This is a genomic window from Actinotalea sp. JY-7876, assembly GCF_014042015.1.
GTDB lineage: Bacteria > Actinomycetota > Actinomycetes > Actinomycetales > Cellulomonadaceae > Actinotalea.
The window spans coordinates 2,732,364-2,748,142 of record NZ_CP059493.1; the positions used below are offsets into that span (position 1 = coordinate 2,732,364).

Consider the following 15,779-nt stretch of genomic DNA (forward strand, 5'->3'; position numbering starts at 1 on the left):
CGGTGACCTCCGACACGCCGCGGTGCCCGCCGGTCGGCTGGCCGGCCCGCAGGACCGTCGGCCCGGGCCGGGCCGCACCGCGCCACCGACGGAACCGCGGACCCGGGCTCCCGCGCAGCGACAGCAGCGGTCCACACACGCCGAGCGGGTCCCCGACGCATGAAGGGCTGCCGTCGCGGTGCGACGGCAGCCCTTCACGGTCCTGCGGGATGCGGGCCGGTCAGCCCTCCAGCTCCTGCTCGGCGGCGATAGCCGCCTCCAGCGCCGCCTGCAGGCGGTCCTGGGCCTCGCCGTAGGCGACCCAGTCCTGCTCCGCGAGCGCCGACTGGCCGGCCTCGATCGCCTGCTGGGCCTCCGCCAGCGCCGCGTCGAGCCGCGCCCGGGGGTCGCCCGAGGGCGCCGGCTGGGTGGTGGGCGCGGTGGTCGGCTCCGTCGTCGGCTCCGTCGTCGGCTCGGCCGTCGCGTCCGGGTCGACCACCTCGGGCGCGTCCGGGTCCACCGGCGCGTCCGGGACCACCTCGGCGTCCTCACCCGGTTGGACGTCCTCGACGCCCGCGTCACCTTCGAACACCTGGTCCAGCGCCTCCTGGAGCGTCTCGGCGAAGCCGATCTGGTCACCGAAGGAGACGAGCACGCGCTGCAGGAGCGGGAACTGCGTGCCCTGGGACGACTGCACGTACACCGGCTGGACGTACAGGAGACCGCCGCCGACCGGCAGCGTCAGCAGGTTGCCGCTGCGCACCGTCGAGTTGCCCTGGCGCAGCAGGTTGAGGTTCTGGGACACCTCGGGGCTGGCGTCGAAGTTGTTCTGCACCTGCCCCGGTCCGGGCACGGTCGAGTTGCGTGGCAGCTCGAGCAGCCGCAGCTGGCCGTAGCCCTCGCGCGGTTCGCCGTCCGTGCTGCCCGGCTCGGCGTCCACGGCGAGGAAGCCCGTGAGCACCTCACGGTCGGTGTTACCGCCCGGCACGAAGGTCGAGGTCAGCGAGAAGGTCGGATCGTCCTGCCCCGGCATCTGCAGCGTCAGGTAGTAGGGCGGCTGCAGCTGGGACTCGGTGACCGGGTCCTGCGGGTTGCGCCAGAAGTCCTGGCCCGAGTAGTACTCCGCCGCGGTGTCGACGTGGTACGTCGCGAGCAGGTTCCGCTGGACCTTGAACAGGTCCTCCGGGTAGCGCAGGTGGCTCATGAGCTCGCCGTCGATCTCGCTCATCGGCTCGATCGTCGCCGGGAAGATGCTCTGCCAGGCGGCGAGGACGGGGTCCTCCTCGTCCCACGCGTACAGCGTCACCTCACCCGTGTACGCGTCCACGGTCGCCTTGACCGAGTTACGGATGTAGCTGACCTCCTGCGGAGCCAGCGCCGCGATGGTGTCCGACGTGGCCGTGAGTGCGTCGGCCGTGACGTCGTCCAGCGGGCGCGAGGCGGAGTAGGGGTACGTGTCCCCCGTCGTGTAGCCGTCGACGATCCACAGGACCTTGCCGTCGACCACTGCCGGGTACGCACGGCTGTCGAGCGTGAGGTACGGCGCGACCTTCTCGATCCGGTCGTGCGGGTCGCGGTCGAACAGGATCTGCGACTCCTCGGTGACCCGGTCGGAGAACATGATCTGCTCCGAGCCGAACTTCAGCGAGAAGAGCAGCTGGTTCCACAGGTTGCCGATGCTGGGCCCGGCCTCGATCTCGTCCGTCGGGAAGCTCGTGTTGACCTGCCCGCCGGCCTCGTCGTCCGGGAAGTCGAGCTCCCACGGCTCGGTGTCGTCGGGGGCGCCGACGATCGAGTACTCGGGCGTGTTCTGCCCGAAGTAGATGCGCGGCTCGTAGTCGCCGAGGGAGCCCTCGGAGGGGATCCCGCCCTGGTAGAACGCGGGCCGGCCGTCGGCCGCCGTCGTGTTGCCGTACGCGGCGACGACGCCGAACCCGTGGGTGAAGACCGTGTGGTCGTTGACCCACGTGCGCTGGTCCTGACCGAGGCCGTCGAGGTTGAGCTCGCGCACGGCGATGACCGTGTCCCGGCTCTCGCCGTCGATCACGTAGCGGTCGACCGACAGCGTGTCGGGGAAGTCGTAGTACTGCTTGTTCTGCTGCAGCTGGCGGAACGAGGGGCTGACGATCGCGGGGTCGAGCAGGCGGATGCTCGCCGCCGTCTCGGCGTCCGCGCGCAGCGCGCCGGCCTCGGCCTCCGTCGCCGCGTCGTACGGGATGACCTCGACGTCCTCGAGACCGAACGCGGCCTTGGTGGCGTCGATGTTGCGCTGGATGTACTCGCTCTCCGCCTCCTGCTCGTTCGGGGCGACCTGGAAGCGCTGCACGACGGCGGGGTAGATCCCGCCGATCGCGACCGCGGACACGACCATGAGGCCGACGCCGATCGCGGGCAGGCGCCACGTCCCACGGAACGCCGCGACGAGGAACAGCACCGCGACCAGGACGGCGACCGCGGTGAGGATGCGCTTGGACGGCAGGACGGCGTTGACGTCCGAGTAGGACGCGCCCTGGATCAGCTCGCCGGCCTTGGTCAGCAGCGAGTACTGGTCGAGCCAGTAGTTGGCGCCGATGAGAAGCATGACCAGCGCGGCCGTCACGCCCAGCTGGACGCGGGCGGCCGGCGTCGTGCGGTCACCCGTCCCGCCGATGCGCAGGCCGCCGTAGAGGTACTGGGTCGCGATCCCGGCGATGCCCGCGATGACCACCACGGCCATGAGGAAGGACACGACGAAGCGCAGGATCGGCAGGTCGAACATGAAGAACGACAGGTCCAGGCCGTACTGGGGGTCCGTCTGGCCGAACTGCCCGCCGTTGAGGAACAGCAGCGCGTCGGCCCACTGCGCCGACGCCGCGGCACCGGCGAAGAACCCGAGCACGGCCGGCGCCGCGAGCATGACGATGCGGCGCAGCGGCTCGATCATCTCGCGGTACTGGTCGAGGGACGCCTGCTCCGGCGTCGACGGGGCGTACACGGGCCGCGTCCGATAGCCCACCTGGAGCGAGGCGTAGACGGCGCCCGCCATCAGCAGGAAGCCGGCGACGAACAGCGCGCCGCGGGTCACCCACTCGGTGCGCAGGACGTCGACGAAGCCGAGCTGGTCGTACCAGAGGACCTCCGTCCAGACCTGGGACGTGATCATGAGCAGGATGCCCGCGATCACCAGCACCACGAGCGTGGGGATGAGGGCTCCCCGACGCCGAGCCGCAGGTCGCGCGGCGGGGCGTGGGGTCGGTGCGAAGGTCACAGCTCGGTACCTCGTGTCGGTCGGAACGGTCGATCGGCGGGTGCGCGCGCGGCGCCCGCGTCACCGTGTGAACGCTGACGCCTGCGGACAGGTTCCCACACGCCTGAGACGATGAGGGGATGAGCGACCCCACCGACGCCACCCCCCGCGACCACGCCGACGCCGCCCCGGACCCCGCCGCCGCCGGCGCGACGGCGGCCCCCCTGACGCCCGGCCGGGCGGCCCTCGCCGAGGCGGTCCACGAGATCGAGCGCCACGTCGCGGGCGCCGGGTGGGACGGGCCGGTGCGGGTCTTCGCGCTCGTGGCGACGGGTCGGGCGCTCGAGACCGAGCCGGGCCTCGAGCGTCAGCTGCCGCCCGAGGTGGTCGCGCGCGCCCGTCGCGACCCGAACCACCTGACGTCCGTCGAGCAGGAGGACCTGCCCGCCGCGGACTCGCTCGAGGACCTGCTCGCGCGGCTCTCGTGGCCCGAGACGGTCGACGGCGCCGCCGTCGTCGTCGAGCGCGTGATGCTCCCGCCGGAGGCGGAGGAGGCCATGCCCGACGACCCGGACGCGGCGCTCGCCTACCTCATGGCGCACCCGGACCGGCAGGACGTGCGCCTGGCCGTCGGCGTCCTGCGCGGCGGCGAGACGTGGTGCGCCGTGCGGACGCGCGCCGACGACGCCGACGACCGCGTCGGCGGCGGCCCGGACCTCGTGCCCGGGCTCGTGCACGCCGTCGCGGCGACCCTGCTCTGAGGGCGGCGGGACCTCAGCCGGCCGGGGTGCGGGGGGCTGCCGAGCAGGTCGGCAGCTCCTCGCCCCGGCCCGCGCCGATCGCCGTCATTGCCTCGCGCGCCTCGGCGAGCGTCGCCACGGAGACCACCCGCAGGCCGTCGGGCACGTAGCCGACGACCTCGTCGCAGTTGGCCTCGGGCGCCAGGAACCAGGTCGCCCCGTCCTCCTTGGCGCCGGCCAGCTTCTGCCGGATGCCGCCGATGGGGCCGACGGCGCCCGTGAGGTCCATCGTCCCGGTGCCGGCGATGGTCTGGCCGCCGGTCTCGTCCGCCTCGGTGAGCCGGTCGATGATCCCGAGCGCGAACATGGTCCCCGCGCTCGGTCCGCCGATGGAGTCGATCTCGATCGTGACGTCCACGGGCAGCTCGAACTCGGGCGCGAGGTAGACGCCGAGCAGCGCCGTGCCGTCCGGTCCCTGCGTCGTCGTCACGCGGAGGTCGACGGGCTCGCCGTCACGCTCGACCCCCAGCACCACGTCGGCGCCGGGCTCCACCGTCCCCAGCACGTCGTCGAGCTCGGAGAACGCGTCCACGGGCGTGCCGTCGACGGAGACGATCACGTCGTCGGGCAGCACGACGCCCTCGGAGCCCGACCCCGGCACGGCGTCGGCGACGACGAGCCGCGTGGGCACCTCGTAGCCGAGCTCCTCGAGGGCCGCGACCGTCGCGTTCTCCTGGGACGAGGCCATCGCCGCCTGGTTGCGCTCCTCGACCTCCTCGCGGGTCTCCTCGGACGGGTACAGCTGCTCGACGGGCAGCACGGCGCGGGTCCGGTCGAACCACGAGGCCACGACCTGCGGGAGCGAGACCGCCGAGCCGGGGCCGCCCGCGACACGCACGGTGGTGAGCAGCAGCTCCCCGCTCGAGTCGAACGTCGGCGCACCCTCCACGGTGATCAGGGGCGTGCCGTCGTCCTCGCCCAGGGTGTCGCGCGTGGGCCCGGGCGACTCGATCGCGTACGGCAGCGGCAGCGCCGCGCAGACGGCGAGCAGCACCGCCGTGACGACCGTCGCGACCGACGCCGTGATGGCGCGCGGCGTGAGCGGCGCCGGCTCGGGCCGGGAGCCCGGTCCCTCGGCGAACGGTCCCTGGGCGAACGGTCCGTCGGGTGGCCCGGCGGCGTGGTGGCCCGGCTCGCTCTGCTGCGTCACGCGCCCATCATCCCCCGGCGGGTCGGCTCAGCCGTAGCCGCGGCCGCGGGCCTGGCGCCACGCCGCCGCGGTACCGAGGAGCGCGACGGCGGCACCGGCCGCGCCCAGGGCGACGTGCCGCCCGCCCACCTCGCGGCCCGCCAGCACGGTCCGCCCCCGCACCCCGGCGAGGAGCACGTCGAGGCACGCGTACGCGTCGTGCACCGGCTCCCACCCCACGGCGCGCAGCCGCGCGGGCTCCACCGTCCACGGGTAGACGGTGAACGCGAGCTCCTCCGCGGGCGCCCGCAGCACCCCCACGCGGTGCAGCCGCTCGGCGGTCCCGAACGCGGTGACCGCGGGGAGCTCGATCCGCCGCATCCCCGCCCGGCGCGCGACCTCCGCGGCGCTGAGCAGCGGACCCGCCGCGACCGTCGCGGCCCCCGTCCAGCGCTCCCGCACGGCGACCTCCACCGCGGCGGCGACGTCGTCGACGTGGACCAGCTGCCAGGGCCGCTCGACCCCGCGCAGCACGAGCAGGCGGGGGGCGGCGAAGTGGCGGGTCACCAGGGTGTCCACGCCCGGTCCGACGACGGCGGCCGGGCGCAGGACGGCGATCCGCGGCGCCTTCGCGCCGCGGCGGGCGGCGGCGCGCGCGAGGACCGCCTCGACGGCGACGAGGTCCCCGACCAGGCCCGCCCCGGGTGTCGTGGACGGCGGCTCGTCGTCGGTGATGACGGCACGGCCGGGCGCGGCGCCGTGCACCATCGCGGACGTCACGGCGACGACGTGCTCGACGTGCCCCGTCCGGGCGGCGGCCACGGCCCGCTGCGCGAGCGCCACGGCCTCGGCCCGGCGACGCTCGGGGTCCGGGTCGGAACGGCCCGTGCGGTCGGGGGCGGACAGGTCGGCCTCGTCGGCGACGAGCACGACGACGCGCGCACCGGCGACCGCGTCACCCGGCGCCTCCAGGGGCAGGTCGGGCAGGGCGCGCACGAGCCCCTGCGCCAGGTCCGCTGCCGCGGCGAGCCGCGAGACGACCGCCGCGGCGACCGGTCCGCGGCCCACGACGACGAGGTCCCCCGCGGCGCTGCGCCCTGAGCGAATACCGCTGCTCATCACGTCCGCCCTCCCCTCGGGGCCGTCCAGCTGTGGTTACCGTGGAGCGCCCCAGCCCATCGTCTCAGGAGCACACCGATGAGCACGCCGCCGCACGACGCCGACGACTCCGGATCCGGCGTGCCGCCGCAGTGGGAGCAGCTGCTGCGCCAGGTCCTCGGCCCGGACGCCGACGAGGTCCTGCGCGAGATGTCGGAGCGCGGTGGGCTCGGCGCCCTCGGACTCACCGGCCCTGACGGCACGCCGCTGGACCTCGCGCAGATGGCCGCGGCGGCCGGGCTGCCCGACGACCCCGCGGTCCTGAGCCAGATCCTCGGCCAGATCCAGCGCATGCTCGCCGCCTCGGGCGACGGTCCGGTGAACTGGGAGCTGGCGCACGACCTCGCCCGGCAGGCGGCCGTCGCCGAGGGCGACCCGTCGGTCGGCGAGGCCGCCCGACGCGAGGTCGTGGAGGCGTTCACCGTCGCGGAGCTCTGGCTGGACACCGCCACGGAGCTTCCGCCGGCCGGCGGTCCGCGCCAGGCCTGGAGCCGCTCCGAGTGGGTCGAGCAGACGCTCGACACGTGGCGCACGCTCGCCGAGCCGGTCGCCGCCTCGGTCGCGGACGCGCTCGCCGGGGCGCTCGCGAGCCAGCTCCCGGAGGGCGTCGACCCCTTCGCCGGCGGGAGCGCCGGTGGACCGGGCGCGATGATGCGCCAGCTCGGCGGCGCGGTCTTCGGCATGCAGGTCGGCCAGGCCGCCGGCACGCTCGCGCGCGAGGTCTTCGGCACCACCGACATCGGGCTGCCCCTCATCGAGGGCCGCGGCACCGCCCTGCTCCCCCGCAACGTCGACGCCTTCGCCGAGGGCCTCGACATCCCGGCGGACGAGGTCCGGCTCTTCCTCGCGGTGCGCGAGGCCGCCCACGCGCGCCTCTTCACGCACGTCGGATGGCTGCGCGCTCACCTCATCGGCGCCGTGCAGGCCTACGCCCGCGGCATCACGATCGACACGGACTCGCTCGAGGAGGCCGTGCGCTCGATCGACCCGACCGACCCCCGCGCCCTGCAGGAGGCGCTCTCCGGGGGCGTCTTCTCGCTCGGCACGACGCCGGCCCAGCAGGCCGCGCTCGCGCGCCTCGAGACGGCGCTCGCGCTCGTGGAGGGCTGGGTCGACGAGGTCAGCACCGACGCGACCGCGCCGCACCTGCCCCACACCGCCGCGCTGCGCGAGATGATGCGCCGCCGCCGCGCGGCGGGTGGTCCCGCCGAGGACACCTTCGCCACCCTCGTCGGTCTGGAGCTGCGCCCCCGCCGCAGCCGCGACGCCGCGGCGCTGTGGGCGCACGTGAAGGCCGACGGCGGCCTCGAGGCGCGCGACCACGTGTGGGACCACCCGGACTTCCTGCCGACCGCCGAGGACCTCGACGACCCGCACGCCTACACGGCTCGGCGGGCGGCGGCGGGCGAGGAGTCGGACGTCGACCGCGCGATCGACGAGATCTTCCGCGCCGACGAGGGCCCGGGCGGGCCTCAGAACAGCTGACCGTCCGGGACGTCCTCCTCCACGACGTCCTGGCCGTCGTCGAGGTCGGCGCCGTCGTCGACGTCCGTGCCGCCCGCCACGTCGTCCCCGCCGTCGCTCACGGCGTCGGCGGCGTACGCGTACCCCTCGAGGAAGCCCCGCGCCCGCTCGGCGCGGGGGTAGGCCGCCACGAGCGCCCAGAAGTCCGGCCCGTGCCCGCTGCTGAGCAGGTGCGCGAGCTCGTGCAGGAGCACGTAGTCGAGCACCCACAGGGGCAGGCCGCGCACGCGCGTCGAGATCCGGATGGTGCCCTGGGACGGCGTGCAGGAGCCCCAGCGGCGTCCCTGGTTGGACGACCACCGCACGCTCGACGGCCGCGCCCGGCCCGCGAGGTAGCGCTCGGACAGCTCGGCCGCCCGGCGCGCGAGCTCGACGTCCGACGGCCGGCGGCGCGCGTCCTGCGACGCGAGGCGCGCGACCATCCGCTCGACCCACTCGCGCTCCTGCGTGCGCGTGAACCGGGCCGGGATCGCGACCACGATGCGGCCGTTCTCGCGGAACGCGGTCACGGTGCGCACGCGCCGCCGGCTCCGGCGCACCTCGACGTCGGCGAGCGCGGCGGCGACCGCGGCGTCGAGGGAGGGGCGGGTCCGGACCACGGAAGCACGCTAGCCGTCCGTGATCGCCAGGCACAGGGTTGGGGCGCCACGGTGGACATCTCCCCCGCGCGCACCCCGGGGATCGCCCGTGCGGCGCGCCGCAGGTCCCCCGCACGTGCGCGATGTCCGGTGAGCACTACGCTGTCCGATGCACGGTGACGCCCGGCCAGCTGTTGGTCGCGCTCACGAAGCCGGCCGGGTCGATCACGTCCGGTGCGCAAGCCTTCTGAACGGAGAACCTCATGGCCGAGACCTACAAGGGCGATTTCTACTGCGTGAAGTGCAAGGAGAAGCGCGAGGCCGAGGGCGACGTCGTCGTCGCGAACGGCCGCAAGATGGCCAAGGGTGTGTGCCCCGTGTGCGGCACCAAGCTGAACCGGATCCTCGGCAAGGCCTGAACCACACCGCGAGAGGCGGCTCCCCGGTCGGGGGGCCGCCTCTCGGCATGTCCGGCCCTGGACCGGCGACGACTGGTCCTGTGGACAACGCCGCCGGTGGGCGCGGCCGCGGCAGCCTGCTCTGGCGGCCCGCACGGACCGCGTAACCGGGGCGGCGGGGGGAACCGGGTGGCGGCACGCGTGGGAACCTCGTCGGCACCCGAGCGGCGGCTCCGCGGGCGGCTGCCCGTCCTGTGGCGCGGCGCCGACGAGGTCCAGGTGGGCACCGACCCGCGCTGGGCGCTCGGCGTCTCCGGGCTGCCGCCCGCCGCCGCGCGGGCGCTGAGCGAGCTCCCGGCCGGCGCCGACCGGCGCGCCGTCGTCACGACCCTGCGGCGTGCCGGGGCGCCCGAGGCGGCGACCTCGGCCGTCGTGGCGCACCTGACCTCGGCGGAGCTGCTGGTGGCGTGCCCGCCGCCCGGAGCCTCGCCGGACGAGCAGGCCTGGGCCCTCCTGGCCCACGACGCCGACGGCGCGCGGGTGCTGCGCCGTCGCGCACGCGCCGTCGTGGGGGTACGCGGCCTGGGCCGGGTCGGCACCGGCGTCGCCGCCGGCCTGGCCGGCGCCGGCGTGGGCACCCTCGTGCTCGAGGACGCCGGCCACGTGACCCGGCACGACGTGGGGGCGAGCGGCCTGCGCGACCAGGACGTGGGGCGTCCGCGCGCCGACGCGGTCGCCCGGCTGCTGCGCGACGTCGCGCCCGACGTCCGCACGTCCGACGGCGAGCCGGACCTCGTCGTGGTGGTCGAGCACCACGTCGCCGACCCCGTCGGCTACGCCCTGCTGCACGAGGCGGGCCGGAGCCACCTCTCGGTCGTCGTGCGCGAGGCGTCGGCGCTCGTCGGGCCGCTGGTCGTGCCGGGCAGGACGGGGTGCCTGCGCTGCGTCGACCTCGAGCGCACCGCGCGTGACGACCGCTGGCCGACGCTCGCCGCGCAGCTCGCCCGGGCGCCGGCCGCCCCGGAGGAGACCACCCTCGCGCTGGCCACCGCCGCGCTCGCCACCGCGCAGGCGCTCGCCCACGTCGACGGGCGGCCCGTGACGGTCCACGACGCGTCGCTCCTGCTCCGGCTGCCGGACGTGCTGCCCCACGTCGTGGCCTGGCCGCGACGCCACGAGTGCGGCTGCACCGCGCCCGACCCGGTGGCGACCGGCTGAGCCCGGGACGCCGAGGCCCCCGGCAGCGTGCTGCCGGGGGCCTGGCTCGGAGGGAGCGGGTGGTCAGGCCGCCGAGGTCTCGTCCTTGCGCGGACGGCCACGGCCGCGTTTGCGCGGCACGACGACGCCGCCGACGAAGACCTCACCACCCCAGACGCCCCAGGGCTCCCGGCGGGCGATCGCACCCTCCAGGCACCCGGCGCGCAAGGGGCACTGCCGGCACAGCGCCTTGGCCGCCTCCACCTGCGCGGTCGACTCGGCGAACCAGAGCTCGGCGTCGTTCTCGCGGCACGGGATGAGGGTGGCGACCAGCTGGTCGAAGGTCTCGGCGTCGGTGGGAGCCGTCGGGCTCGGTCGGTCGGTACGGCGGGTCTCGGGCCACGGGCCGGATCCGCTGTCGTTCAGGGTGTCGAGCAGCGAGGTGAGCCGCACGGTGGTCCTCCTGGTCCGGAGTCTGATCAGCTGGTCGTTCGGTGCGGGGACCGTGGACCTTCGCCGACCGCCCGGAGCGGAAGGACATGAAGAAGGCCGCGGGTCCCGAGATGGACTCCGCGGCCGGTGAGGCGTCTGGTCGATCAGACCAGGCATGCCCCCGGGTGGGAGTCGGGCTCGGTGGACGGGGTGCGCCCGCGAAGTCGCCGGCCGAGGCCGCCGGCAGCGCGCACACCTGTCCCCTGGATCGGGGCGAAGGCGGGCGCGGCGGGACGCGGCAGAGAGCGCTCGGCGAGATCGAACGTCACCACGGTCATCGTGTCCATCAGTGCACCCACCTCCTCTCGACTCAGGCCCCGGCCTCTTCGGCCGTGCCTCCAACAAGGACTCGAGAACCCTAGAGCCGCGCCGCGAGGCGCCACAACCGATTATTCCCACGAGTTTCGACGACCTTCCGCCACCCGTGCGGCGGGCGCCGTCAGCGGTGCCGCGCGACGATCTCCAGCAGGGCCGGACCGTACTTGTCGATCTTGGCCGGGCCGATGCCGCGCACCCGGGACAGCTCGCCCACAGTCGACGGTCGCAGCTCGGCGATGCCCGCCAGCGTCGCGTCGGCGAGCACGGTCCAGACGGGACGGTCCGCCTCGGCCGCGGCTGCCTCGCGCCACTCGCGCAGCGCCGCGACGAGCACCGGGTCCTGGTCACCGAGCGCGCCGGTCGCCCGGAGGGCCGCGGCACCCGTGCGGCGGCGCGCGTCGCCGTCGGGCCAGATGCCGTCGAGGAAGCGCGTCCGGCGGCGGCCCGCGCGTCCGCCCGGGTGCCGCGCGCGCGCGAAGCTCAGCTCGAGCTGCTCGCGGGCCCGGGTGACGCCGACGTACAGCAGGCGGCGCTCCTCCGCGACGGCCTCGTCCGTCTCGGCGAGCGAGATCGGCATCAGGCCCTCGCTGAGCCCGGCGAGGAACACCGCGTCCCACTCCAGGCCCTTGGCCGCGTGCAGGGACGCGAGCGTCACCCCGTCCACCGCGGGTGCGTGCTGGGCGGCGGCGCGCTCGTCGAGCTCGGCGACGAGGTCGACGAGCGAGGGGGTGCGGCCCTGCGGAGCCGCGGCGGCCAGCTCGTCGGCGAGCGCGACGAGCGCCTGCAGCGAGTCCCACCGCTCGCGCACCGCGCCGCGCGCGGCCGGCGGGTCGGGGCTCCACCCGGCGGAGGCCAGGACGTCGCGCACGGCCTCGGGCATCGGGATGTCGGCCGTCGAGCGCGCGGCGCCGCGGAGCAGCACGAGCGCGTCGCGCACCTCCTTGCGGCCGAAGAACCGCTCGCCGCCCCGCACGAGGTACCCGATGCCAGCGTCGGCCATGGCCTGCTCGAAGGCCTCCGACTGCGCGTTCGTCCGGTACAGGACGGCGATCTCGCGCGCCGGTGTGCCGGCGGCGATCAGGCGGCCCACCCGGGCGGCCACGCCGCGGGCCTCGGCCTCGTCGTCGTCGTACGCGGTGAAGCCGACCGGCGGCCCGGACGGGCGCTGGGCGATGAGCTCCAGCCCGCTGCCGCGGCGGCGGCCGGTCGAGGCGAGGAGCCGGTTCGCGACGTCGACGACCTGCGGCGTGGAGCGGTAGTCGCGCACCAGGCGCACGACCGTGGCGCCCGCGTACCGCTGACCGAAGGTGAGCAGGTGGTGCGGCGTCGCGCCCGTGAAGGAGTAGATGGTCTGGCTCGGGTCCCCGACGACGCAGATCTCGGTGCGTCCCCCCAGCCACTGGTCGAGCAGGTACTGCTGCGCGGGCGAGACGTCCTGGTACTCGTCGACGACGAAGTGGCGGTACTGCGCGCGCACCGTCTCGGCGATGTCGCGCCGGCTCTCGAGCACGTGGCCGAGCATCGTCAGGACGTCCTCGAAGTCGATGACACCCCGGGCGTCCTTCGCGTCCTCGTACGCGGCGATGAGGCGGGCCACGGTGGCGCGGTCGTAGCCCGCGGGGGCGGGCCGCCCGGTCGCGGACGCGGCGCGCACGTAGTCGTCGGCCGCGACGAGGCTCACCTTGGACCACTCGATCTCCGAGGCCAGGTCCCGCACGCTGAGCCGGTCGACGCCCAGGCCGAGGCGCGTCGCGGCCTCGGCGACGACGGGCGCCTTGTGCTCGAGGATCCGCGGCGGCGCCCCGCCGACCACCTGGGGCCAGAAGAACGACAGCTGCCGCAGCGCGGCGGCGTGGAACGTGCGGGCCTGGACCCCGGCGACGCCGAGCCCGCGCAGCCGGGTGCGCATCTCGCCCGCGGCGCGCGCGGTGAACGTCACCGCGAGGACGCTCGAGGGCGCGTAGGTGCCGGTGCGGACGCCGTAGGCGATGCGGTGGGTGATGGCACGGGTCTTGCCCGTGCCGGCGCCCGCGAGCACGCACACGGGACCGGTGAGCGCGAGGGCCACCTCTCGCTGGTCGGGGTCGAGGGCGTCGAGGAGCTGGTCGGCGGACATCACCCGCAGTCTCTCAGCCGCCGCCGACACGTCCCGACGCGAACGGGAAGCCCCGGGCGGCGATGATGGTTGGCGGGAGGGACGGTGCACGCGCCGGCCCGGAGCGGCCGGCCCCCGCCGAGCCGGACAGCGACGAGAAGGAGAACCGATGACCGACGCGACAGCACTGCCGGCCGAGGGCACCGTGACGATGTTCACCACGACGTGGTGCGGCTACTGCCGGCGCCTGAAGTCGCAGATGGACTCCGCGGGCGTGCGCTACTCCGAGGTCAACATCGAGGAGACGCCCGGCGCGGCCGAGTTCGTCGAGAAGGTCAACGGCGGCAACCAGACGGTGCCGACCCTGCTGTTCCCGGACGGCAGCGCCGCCACGAACCCCTCCCTCGCCGAGGTGCAGCAGCGCCTCGCCGTCTGAGTCCGTCAGGCCTCCAGCGGGCCGCCGAACCAGTCCTCGATGAGCGCGCGGGCCACGGACGTGCGCATCGGGAGCAGCACCTCGCCGTCGGCGACGGCGGCGGCGAGCTCCTCCCGCGTGAACCACCTGGCCTGCGTCACCTCGACGCCGTCGACCTCGATGGCCGTGGACGTGGCGCGCGCCGTGAAGGCGAGCATCAGCGAGGCCGGGAACGGCCACGGCTGGCTGCCCCGGTAGGTCACCTCGCCCACGCGCACGCCGACCTCCTCGTGGACCTCACGGCGCACCGCGGCCTCGAGCGACTCCCCCGGCTCGACGTAGCCCGCGAGCGTCGAGAAGCGACGCTCGGGCCAGTGCGCCGCGTGCCCGAGCAGCAGCCGGTCGTCGCCGTCGAGCACCGCCATGATCACCGCCGGGTCGGTCCGCGGGTAGTGGTCGGTGCCGTCGGCCGTGCACGTGCGGGTCCAGCCCGCCGCCGACGGCTGGGTGACGGCGCCGCACCGCGGGCACCTCGGGTGCCGCTCGTGCCACGCCGCGAGCCCGACCGCGGCCGCGGCGAGGCCGGCGTCGCGGTCCGGCAGGACGTGGCCGACGTCGCGCAGCGTGGACCACTGCCGCGACGCGCCGGCGGTGCCCGCGCCGCCCGTGGGAACACCCTCGAGGTCCACCCCGCCGCCCGGGACCTCGTCGACCGCGTACGCGAGGTAGGCGCTCACCCCGTCCTCGCCGAGGAACATGACCAGGGGGGCCCCGGCGCCCACGGGTCGGTCCGCGAGGACGGCGTCCGCCTCCCGCGGGGAGACGAGGTCGAGCTCGGCACCGGTGGGCGTCGGCCGCGTGGCGAGGCGCCCGTCCGCGAGCAGCAGGACGCGGGTCGACGGCTCGGACCCCAGCACGGCGAGCAGGTCCGGCTCGGCGCGCCGGTGCGCCGCCCGCTCCAGGTCGGTGCGAGCGAGGGGCAGCCGCGTCCAGTCCACCGGTCCACGGTACGGGCGCCCGGCCCGGCCCACGCGGTCGGGCCGGGCGGGTCCCGGGTGGCGCCGGTCCGCAGCCGGTCACGTCCGGGTGCCGTCCGGGTCCCGTCCGCTCGGTGACACGCGGCACGGCACGTCGCCGCCGCCGCGCGGTGCGCCTACCGTGGGGCCGTGCCACGCTCTCCGCTCGCCCTCGCGGCTCTCGCCACCGTCGCTGTGCCCGGCCTGGACGCGTTCGACGTGCGGCGGGCCGCCCACCCCGCGGCCGGCGTGGACACCGCCGTCGTCATCGACGCGACGGGCCGGCGCTGGGTCGTCCGCGCGCCCGCGACCCCGGGCGCCGGGGCCGCGCTCGAGGCCGAGGTGGCGCTGCTCGAGACGCTCGTGCGCCACGTGGACGCCGGCGACCTCCCGTTCGACGTGCCGCGGACCGTCGGATCGGCACACCTGCCCGAGGGGGGACGCGCCTTCGTGCACGCGCAGCTGCCGGGCCGGCCCCTGCGCCTCGAGCGGCTCGGCCCCGGCCCCGGCCTGGCCGCCTCCGTCGGGCGCGCGGTGGCGTCCCTGCACGAGCTGCCCACGAGCGTGGTGGAGGACGCAGGGCTGCCGGTGTACGAGGCGGAGGACTACCGCCGACGCCGGCTCGCCGAGGTCGACGAGGCCGCCCGGACCGGCCACGTGCCGACGTCGCTGCTGCGGCGCTGGGAGCGTGCGCTCGAGGACGTCGGGATGTGGCGCTTCCGGCCGACCGTCGTCCACGGCGACCTGTCCGCCGAGCACGTGCTGTGCCGCGGCGACGAGGCGGCGGGCATCCTCGGCTGGTCGGAGGCGAAGGTCGCCGACCCCGCCGACGACCTCGCCTGGCTGCTCGTGGCGGCGCCGCAGGAGGGCGTCGACCCGATCCTCGAGGCGTACAACCTGCGCCGGACCGAGCTCACCGACCGCAACCTCGCCGCGCGGGCGCTGCTCGCCGGCGAGCTGGCCCTGGCACGGTGGCTGCTCCACGGCGTGCGCTCGGACGACGCGGCCATCGTGGACGACGCCACCGCCATGCTCGACGACCTCGCCGCGCACACCGCCGAGGTCTCCCCCGTCGTCGAGGTGCCCGCGCCGGCCGTGGCCCCCGGCTGGACGGCCACCGACGGGCCCGACGACGCGGCGGAGCCGCACGACGCAGAGCGCGACGAGGCCGTGGTCGACGGCGACGCGAGCGAGGACGAGGCGGACGTGAGCGAGGACGGTGCGGACGACGCCGACGCGCGTCGGGCGCGCGACGACGCCACGGACGAGCCGCAGGCCGCCGGCGACGACGCATCCCCGGATGACGCCCCCGCCGACGCGCCGGGCGAGCCCGACGGCGAGCAGGCCGACGGCGAGCAGACCGGCAGCGCGCCGGCCGGAAGCGAGCAGCCCGAGGACCCGGCCCCCGGCGCGGACGAGGACGACGTCCGGTCGCCCGGCTCGGCCTGACCCCG

The 15,779-nt window shown here is 75.8% G+C and carries 14 protein-coding genes; 6 read left to right on the forward strand and 8 right to left on the reverse strand.

Features of this window, described 5'->3' with window-relative positions; genetic code table 11:
* Positions 1 to 220 precede the first annotated feature (220 nt).
* Positions 221 to 3,226: a UPF0182 family protein gene (locus tag H2O74_RS12580; protein WP_182111894.1), complete on the reverse strand. Its 3,006-nt coding sequence runs from the start codon at positions 3,224 to 3,226 to the stop codon at positions 221 to 223.
* A 119-nt stretch (positions 3,227 to 3,345) separates the two neighbouring features.
* On the opposite strand from H2O74_RS12580, the gene H2O74_RS12585 reads away from it, so the two are divergent.
* Entirely contained in the window at positions 3,346 to 3,966 is a 621-nt protein-coding gene (locus tag H2O74_RS12585; RefSeq protein ID WP_255491616.1) for a PPA1309 family protein, read from the forward strand.
* 13 nt (positions 3,967 to 3,979) lie between these two features.
* Here H2O74_RS12585 and H2O74_RS12590 read toward each other — a convergent pair whose 3' ends face one another.
* Both H2O74_RS12590 and H2O74_RS12595 read right to left on the reverse strand, forming a co-directional pair.
* Complete coding sequence (locus H2O74_RS12590) at positions 3,980 to 5,155, reverse strand: PDZ domain-containing protein (RefSeq protein WP_182111895.1); 1,176 nt, start codon at positions 5,153 to 5,155, stop codon at positions 3,980 to 3,982.
* Positions 5,156 to 5,182: 27 nt separating this feature from the next.
* Complete coding sequence (locus H2O74_RS12595; protein ID WP_255491617.1) at positions 5,183 to 6,253, reverse strand: nucleoside-diphosphate sugar epimerase; 1,071 nt, start codon at positions 6,251 to 6,253, stop codon at positions 5,183 to 5,185.
* Between the two features lie 78 nt (positions 6,254 to 6,331).
* On the opposite strand from H2O74_RS12595, the gene H2O74_RS12600 reads away from it, so the two are divergent.
* Positions 6,332 to 7,777, forward strand: a complete 1,446-nt coding sequence (locus tag H2O74_RS12600; protein WP_182111896.1) for a zinc-dependent metalloprotease — start codon at positions 6,332 to 6,334, stop codon at positions 7,775 to 7,777.
* Here H2O74_RS12600 and H2O74_RS12605 read toward each other — a convergent pair.
* On the reverse strand, positions 7,765 to 8,415 hold the full coding sequence (locus H2O74_RS12605) for a M48 family metallopeptidase (protein WP_220457962.1): 651 nt from the start codon (positions 8,413 to 8,415) through the stop codon (positions 7,765 to 7,767). The genes H2O74_RS12600 and H2O74_RS12605 overlap by 13 nt on opposite strands.
* A 242-nt stretch (positions 8,416 to 8,657) precedes the next feature.
* Between H2O74_RS12605 and H2O74_RS12610 the strand changes: the two genes are divergently transcribed.
* Together H2O74_RS12610 and H2O74_RS12615 are read left to right on the forward strand one after the other, a co-directional pair.
* The gene (locus H2O74_RS12610) at positions 8,658 to 8,813 is read left to right on the forward strand and encodes a DUF5679 domain-containing protein (protein WP_182111897.1); all 156 of its coding nucleotides are present in this window, start codon (positions 8,658 to 8,660) and stop codon (positions 8,811 to 8,813) included.
* A 180-nt stretch (positions 8,814 to 8,993) separates the two neighbouring features.
* Positions 8,994 to 10,010 carry a ThiF family adenylyltransferase gene (locus H2O74_RS12615; RefSeq protein ID WP_182111898.1) on the forward strand — a complete coding sequence of 339 codons (1,017 nt, stop codon included), beginning with the start codon at positions 8,994 to 8,996 and terminating at the stop codon, positions 10,008 to 10,010.
* Between the two features lie 63 nt (positions 10,011 to 10,073).
* On the opposite strand, the gene H2O74_RS12620 is transcribed toward H2O74_RS12615, so the two are convergent.
* From H2O74_RS12620 to H2O74_RS12630, 3 genes are all read right to left on the reverse strand, one after another.
* The gene (locus H2O74_RS12620; RefSeq protein WP_255491618.1) at positions 10,074 to 10,442 is read right to left on the reverse strand and encodes a WhiB family transcriptional regulator; all 369 of its coding nucleotides are present in this window, start codon (positions 10,440 to 10,442) and stop codon (positions 10,074 to 10,076) included.
* 143 nt (positions 10,443 to 10,585) lie between these two features.
* On the reverse strand, positions 10,586 to 10,768 hold the full coding sequence (locus H2O74_RS12625) for a hypothetical protein (protein ID WP_182111900.1): 183 nt from the start codon (positions 10,766 to 10,768) through the stop codon (positions 10,586 to 10,588).
* Between the two features lie 152 nt (positions 10,769 to 10,920).
* Positions 10,921 to 12,915, reverse strand: coding sequence for an ATP-dependent helicase (locus H2O74_RS12630; RefSeq protein WP_182111901.1), 1,995 nt, complete (start codon positions 12,913 to 12,915; stop codon positions 10,921 to 10,923).
* Between the two features lie 148 nt (positions 12,916 to 13,063).
* On the opposite strand from H2O74_RS12630, the gene H2O74_RS12635 reads away from it, so the two are divergent.
* Positions 13,064 to 13,330, forward strand: a complete 267-nt coding sequence (locus H2O74_RS12635; protein ID WP_182111902.1) for a mycoredoxin — start codon at positions 13,064 to 13,066, stop codon at positions 13,328 to 13,330.
* Between the two features lie 5 nt (positions 13,331 to 13,335).
* Here H2O74_RS12635 and nudC read toward each other — a convergent pair whose 3' ends face one another.
* Entirely contained in the window at positions 13,336 to 14,307 is a 972-nt protein-coding gene (gene nudC / locus H2O74_RS12640; RefSeq protein WP_182111903.1) for an NAD(+) diphosphatase, read from the reverse strand.
* 168 nt (positions 14,308 to 14,475) lie between these two features.
* Between nudC and H2O74_RS12645 the strand changes: the two genes are divergently transcribed.
* Positions 14,476 to 15,774: a phosphotransferase gene (locus H2O74_RS12645; protein ID WP_182111904.1), complete on the forward strand. Its 1,299-nt coding sequence runs from the start codon at positions 14,476 to 14,478 to the stop codon at positions 15,772 to 15,774.
* Positions 15,775 to 15,779: the final 5 nt, after the last annotated feature.

What these genes read in the sequence shown, in the direction of transcription:
- H2O74_RS12585 (WP_255491616.1), top strand. Translation starts at nt 3,346, where the DNA reads ATGAGCGACCCCACCGACGCCACCCCCCGCGACCACGCCGACGCCGCC.
- H2O74_RS12595 (WP_255491617.1), bottom strand. Translation starts at nt 6,253, where the DNA reads ATGAGCAGCGGTATTCGCTCAGGGCGCAGCGCCGCGGGGGACCTCGTC.
- H2O74_RS12600 (WP_182111896.1), top strand. Translation starts at nt 6,332, where the DNA reads ATGAGCACGCCGCCGCACGACGCCGACGACTCCGGATCCGGCGTGCCG.
- H2O74_RS12610 (WP_182111897.1), top strand. Translation starts at nt 8,658, where the DNA reads ATGGCCGAGACCTACAAGGGCGATTTCTACTGCGTGAAGTGCAAGGAG.
- H2O74_RS12625 (WP_182111900.1), bottom strand. Translation starts at nt 10,768, where the DNA reads ATGGACACGATGACCGTGGTGACGTTCGATCTCGCCGAGCGCTCTCTG.
- H2O74_RS12630 (WP_182111901.1), bottom strand. Translation starts at nt 12,915, where the DNA reads ATGTCCGCCGACCAGCTCCTCGACGCCCTCGACCCCGACCAGCGAGAG.
- H2O74_RS12635 (WP_182111902.1), top strand. Translation starts at nt 13,064, where the DNA reads ATGACCGACGCGACAGCACTGCCGGCCGAGGGCACCGTGACGATGTTC.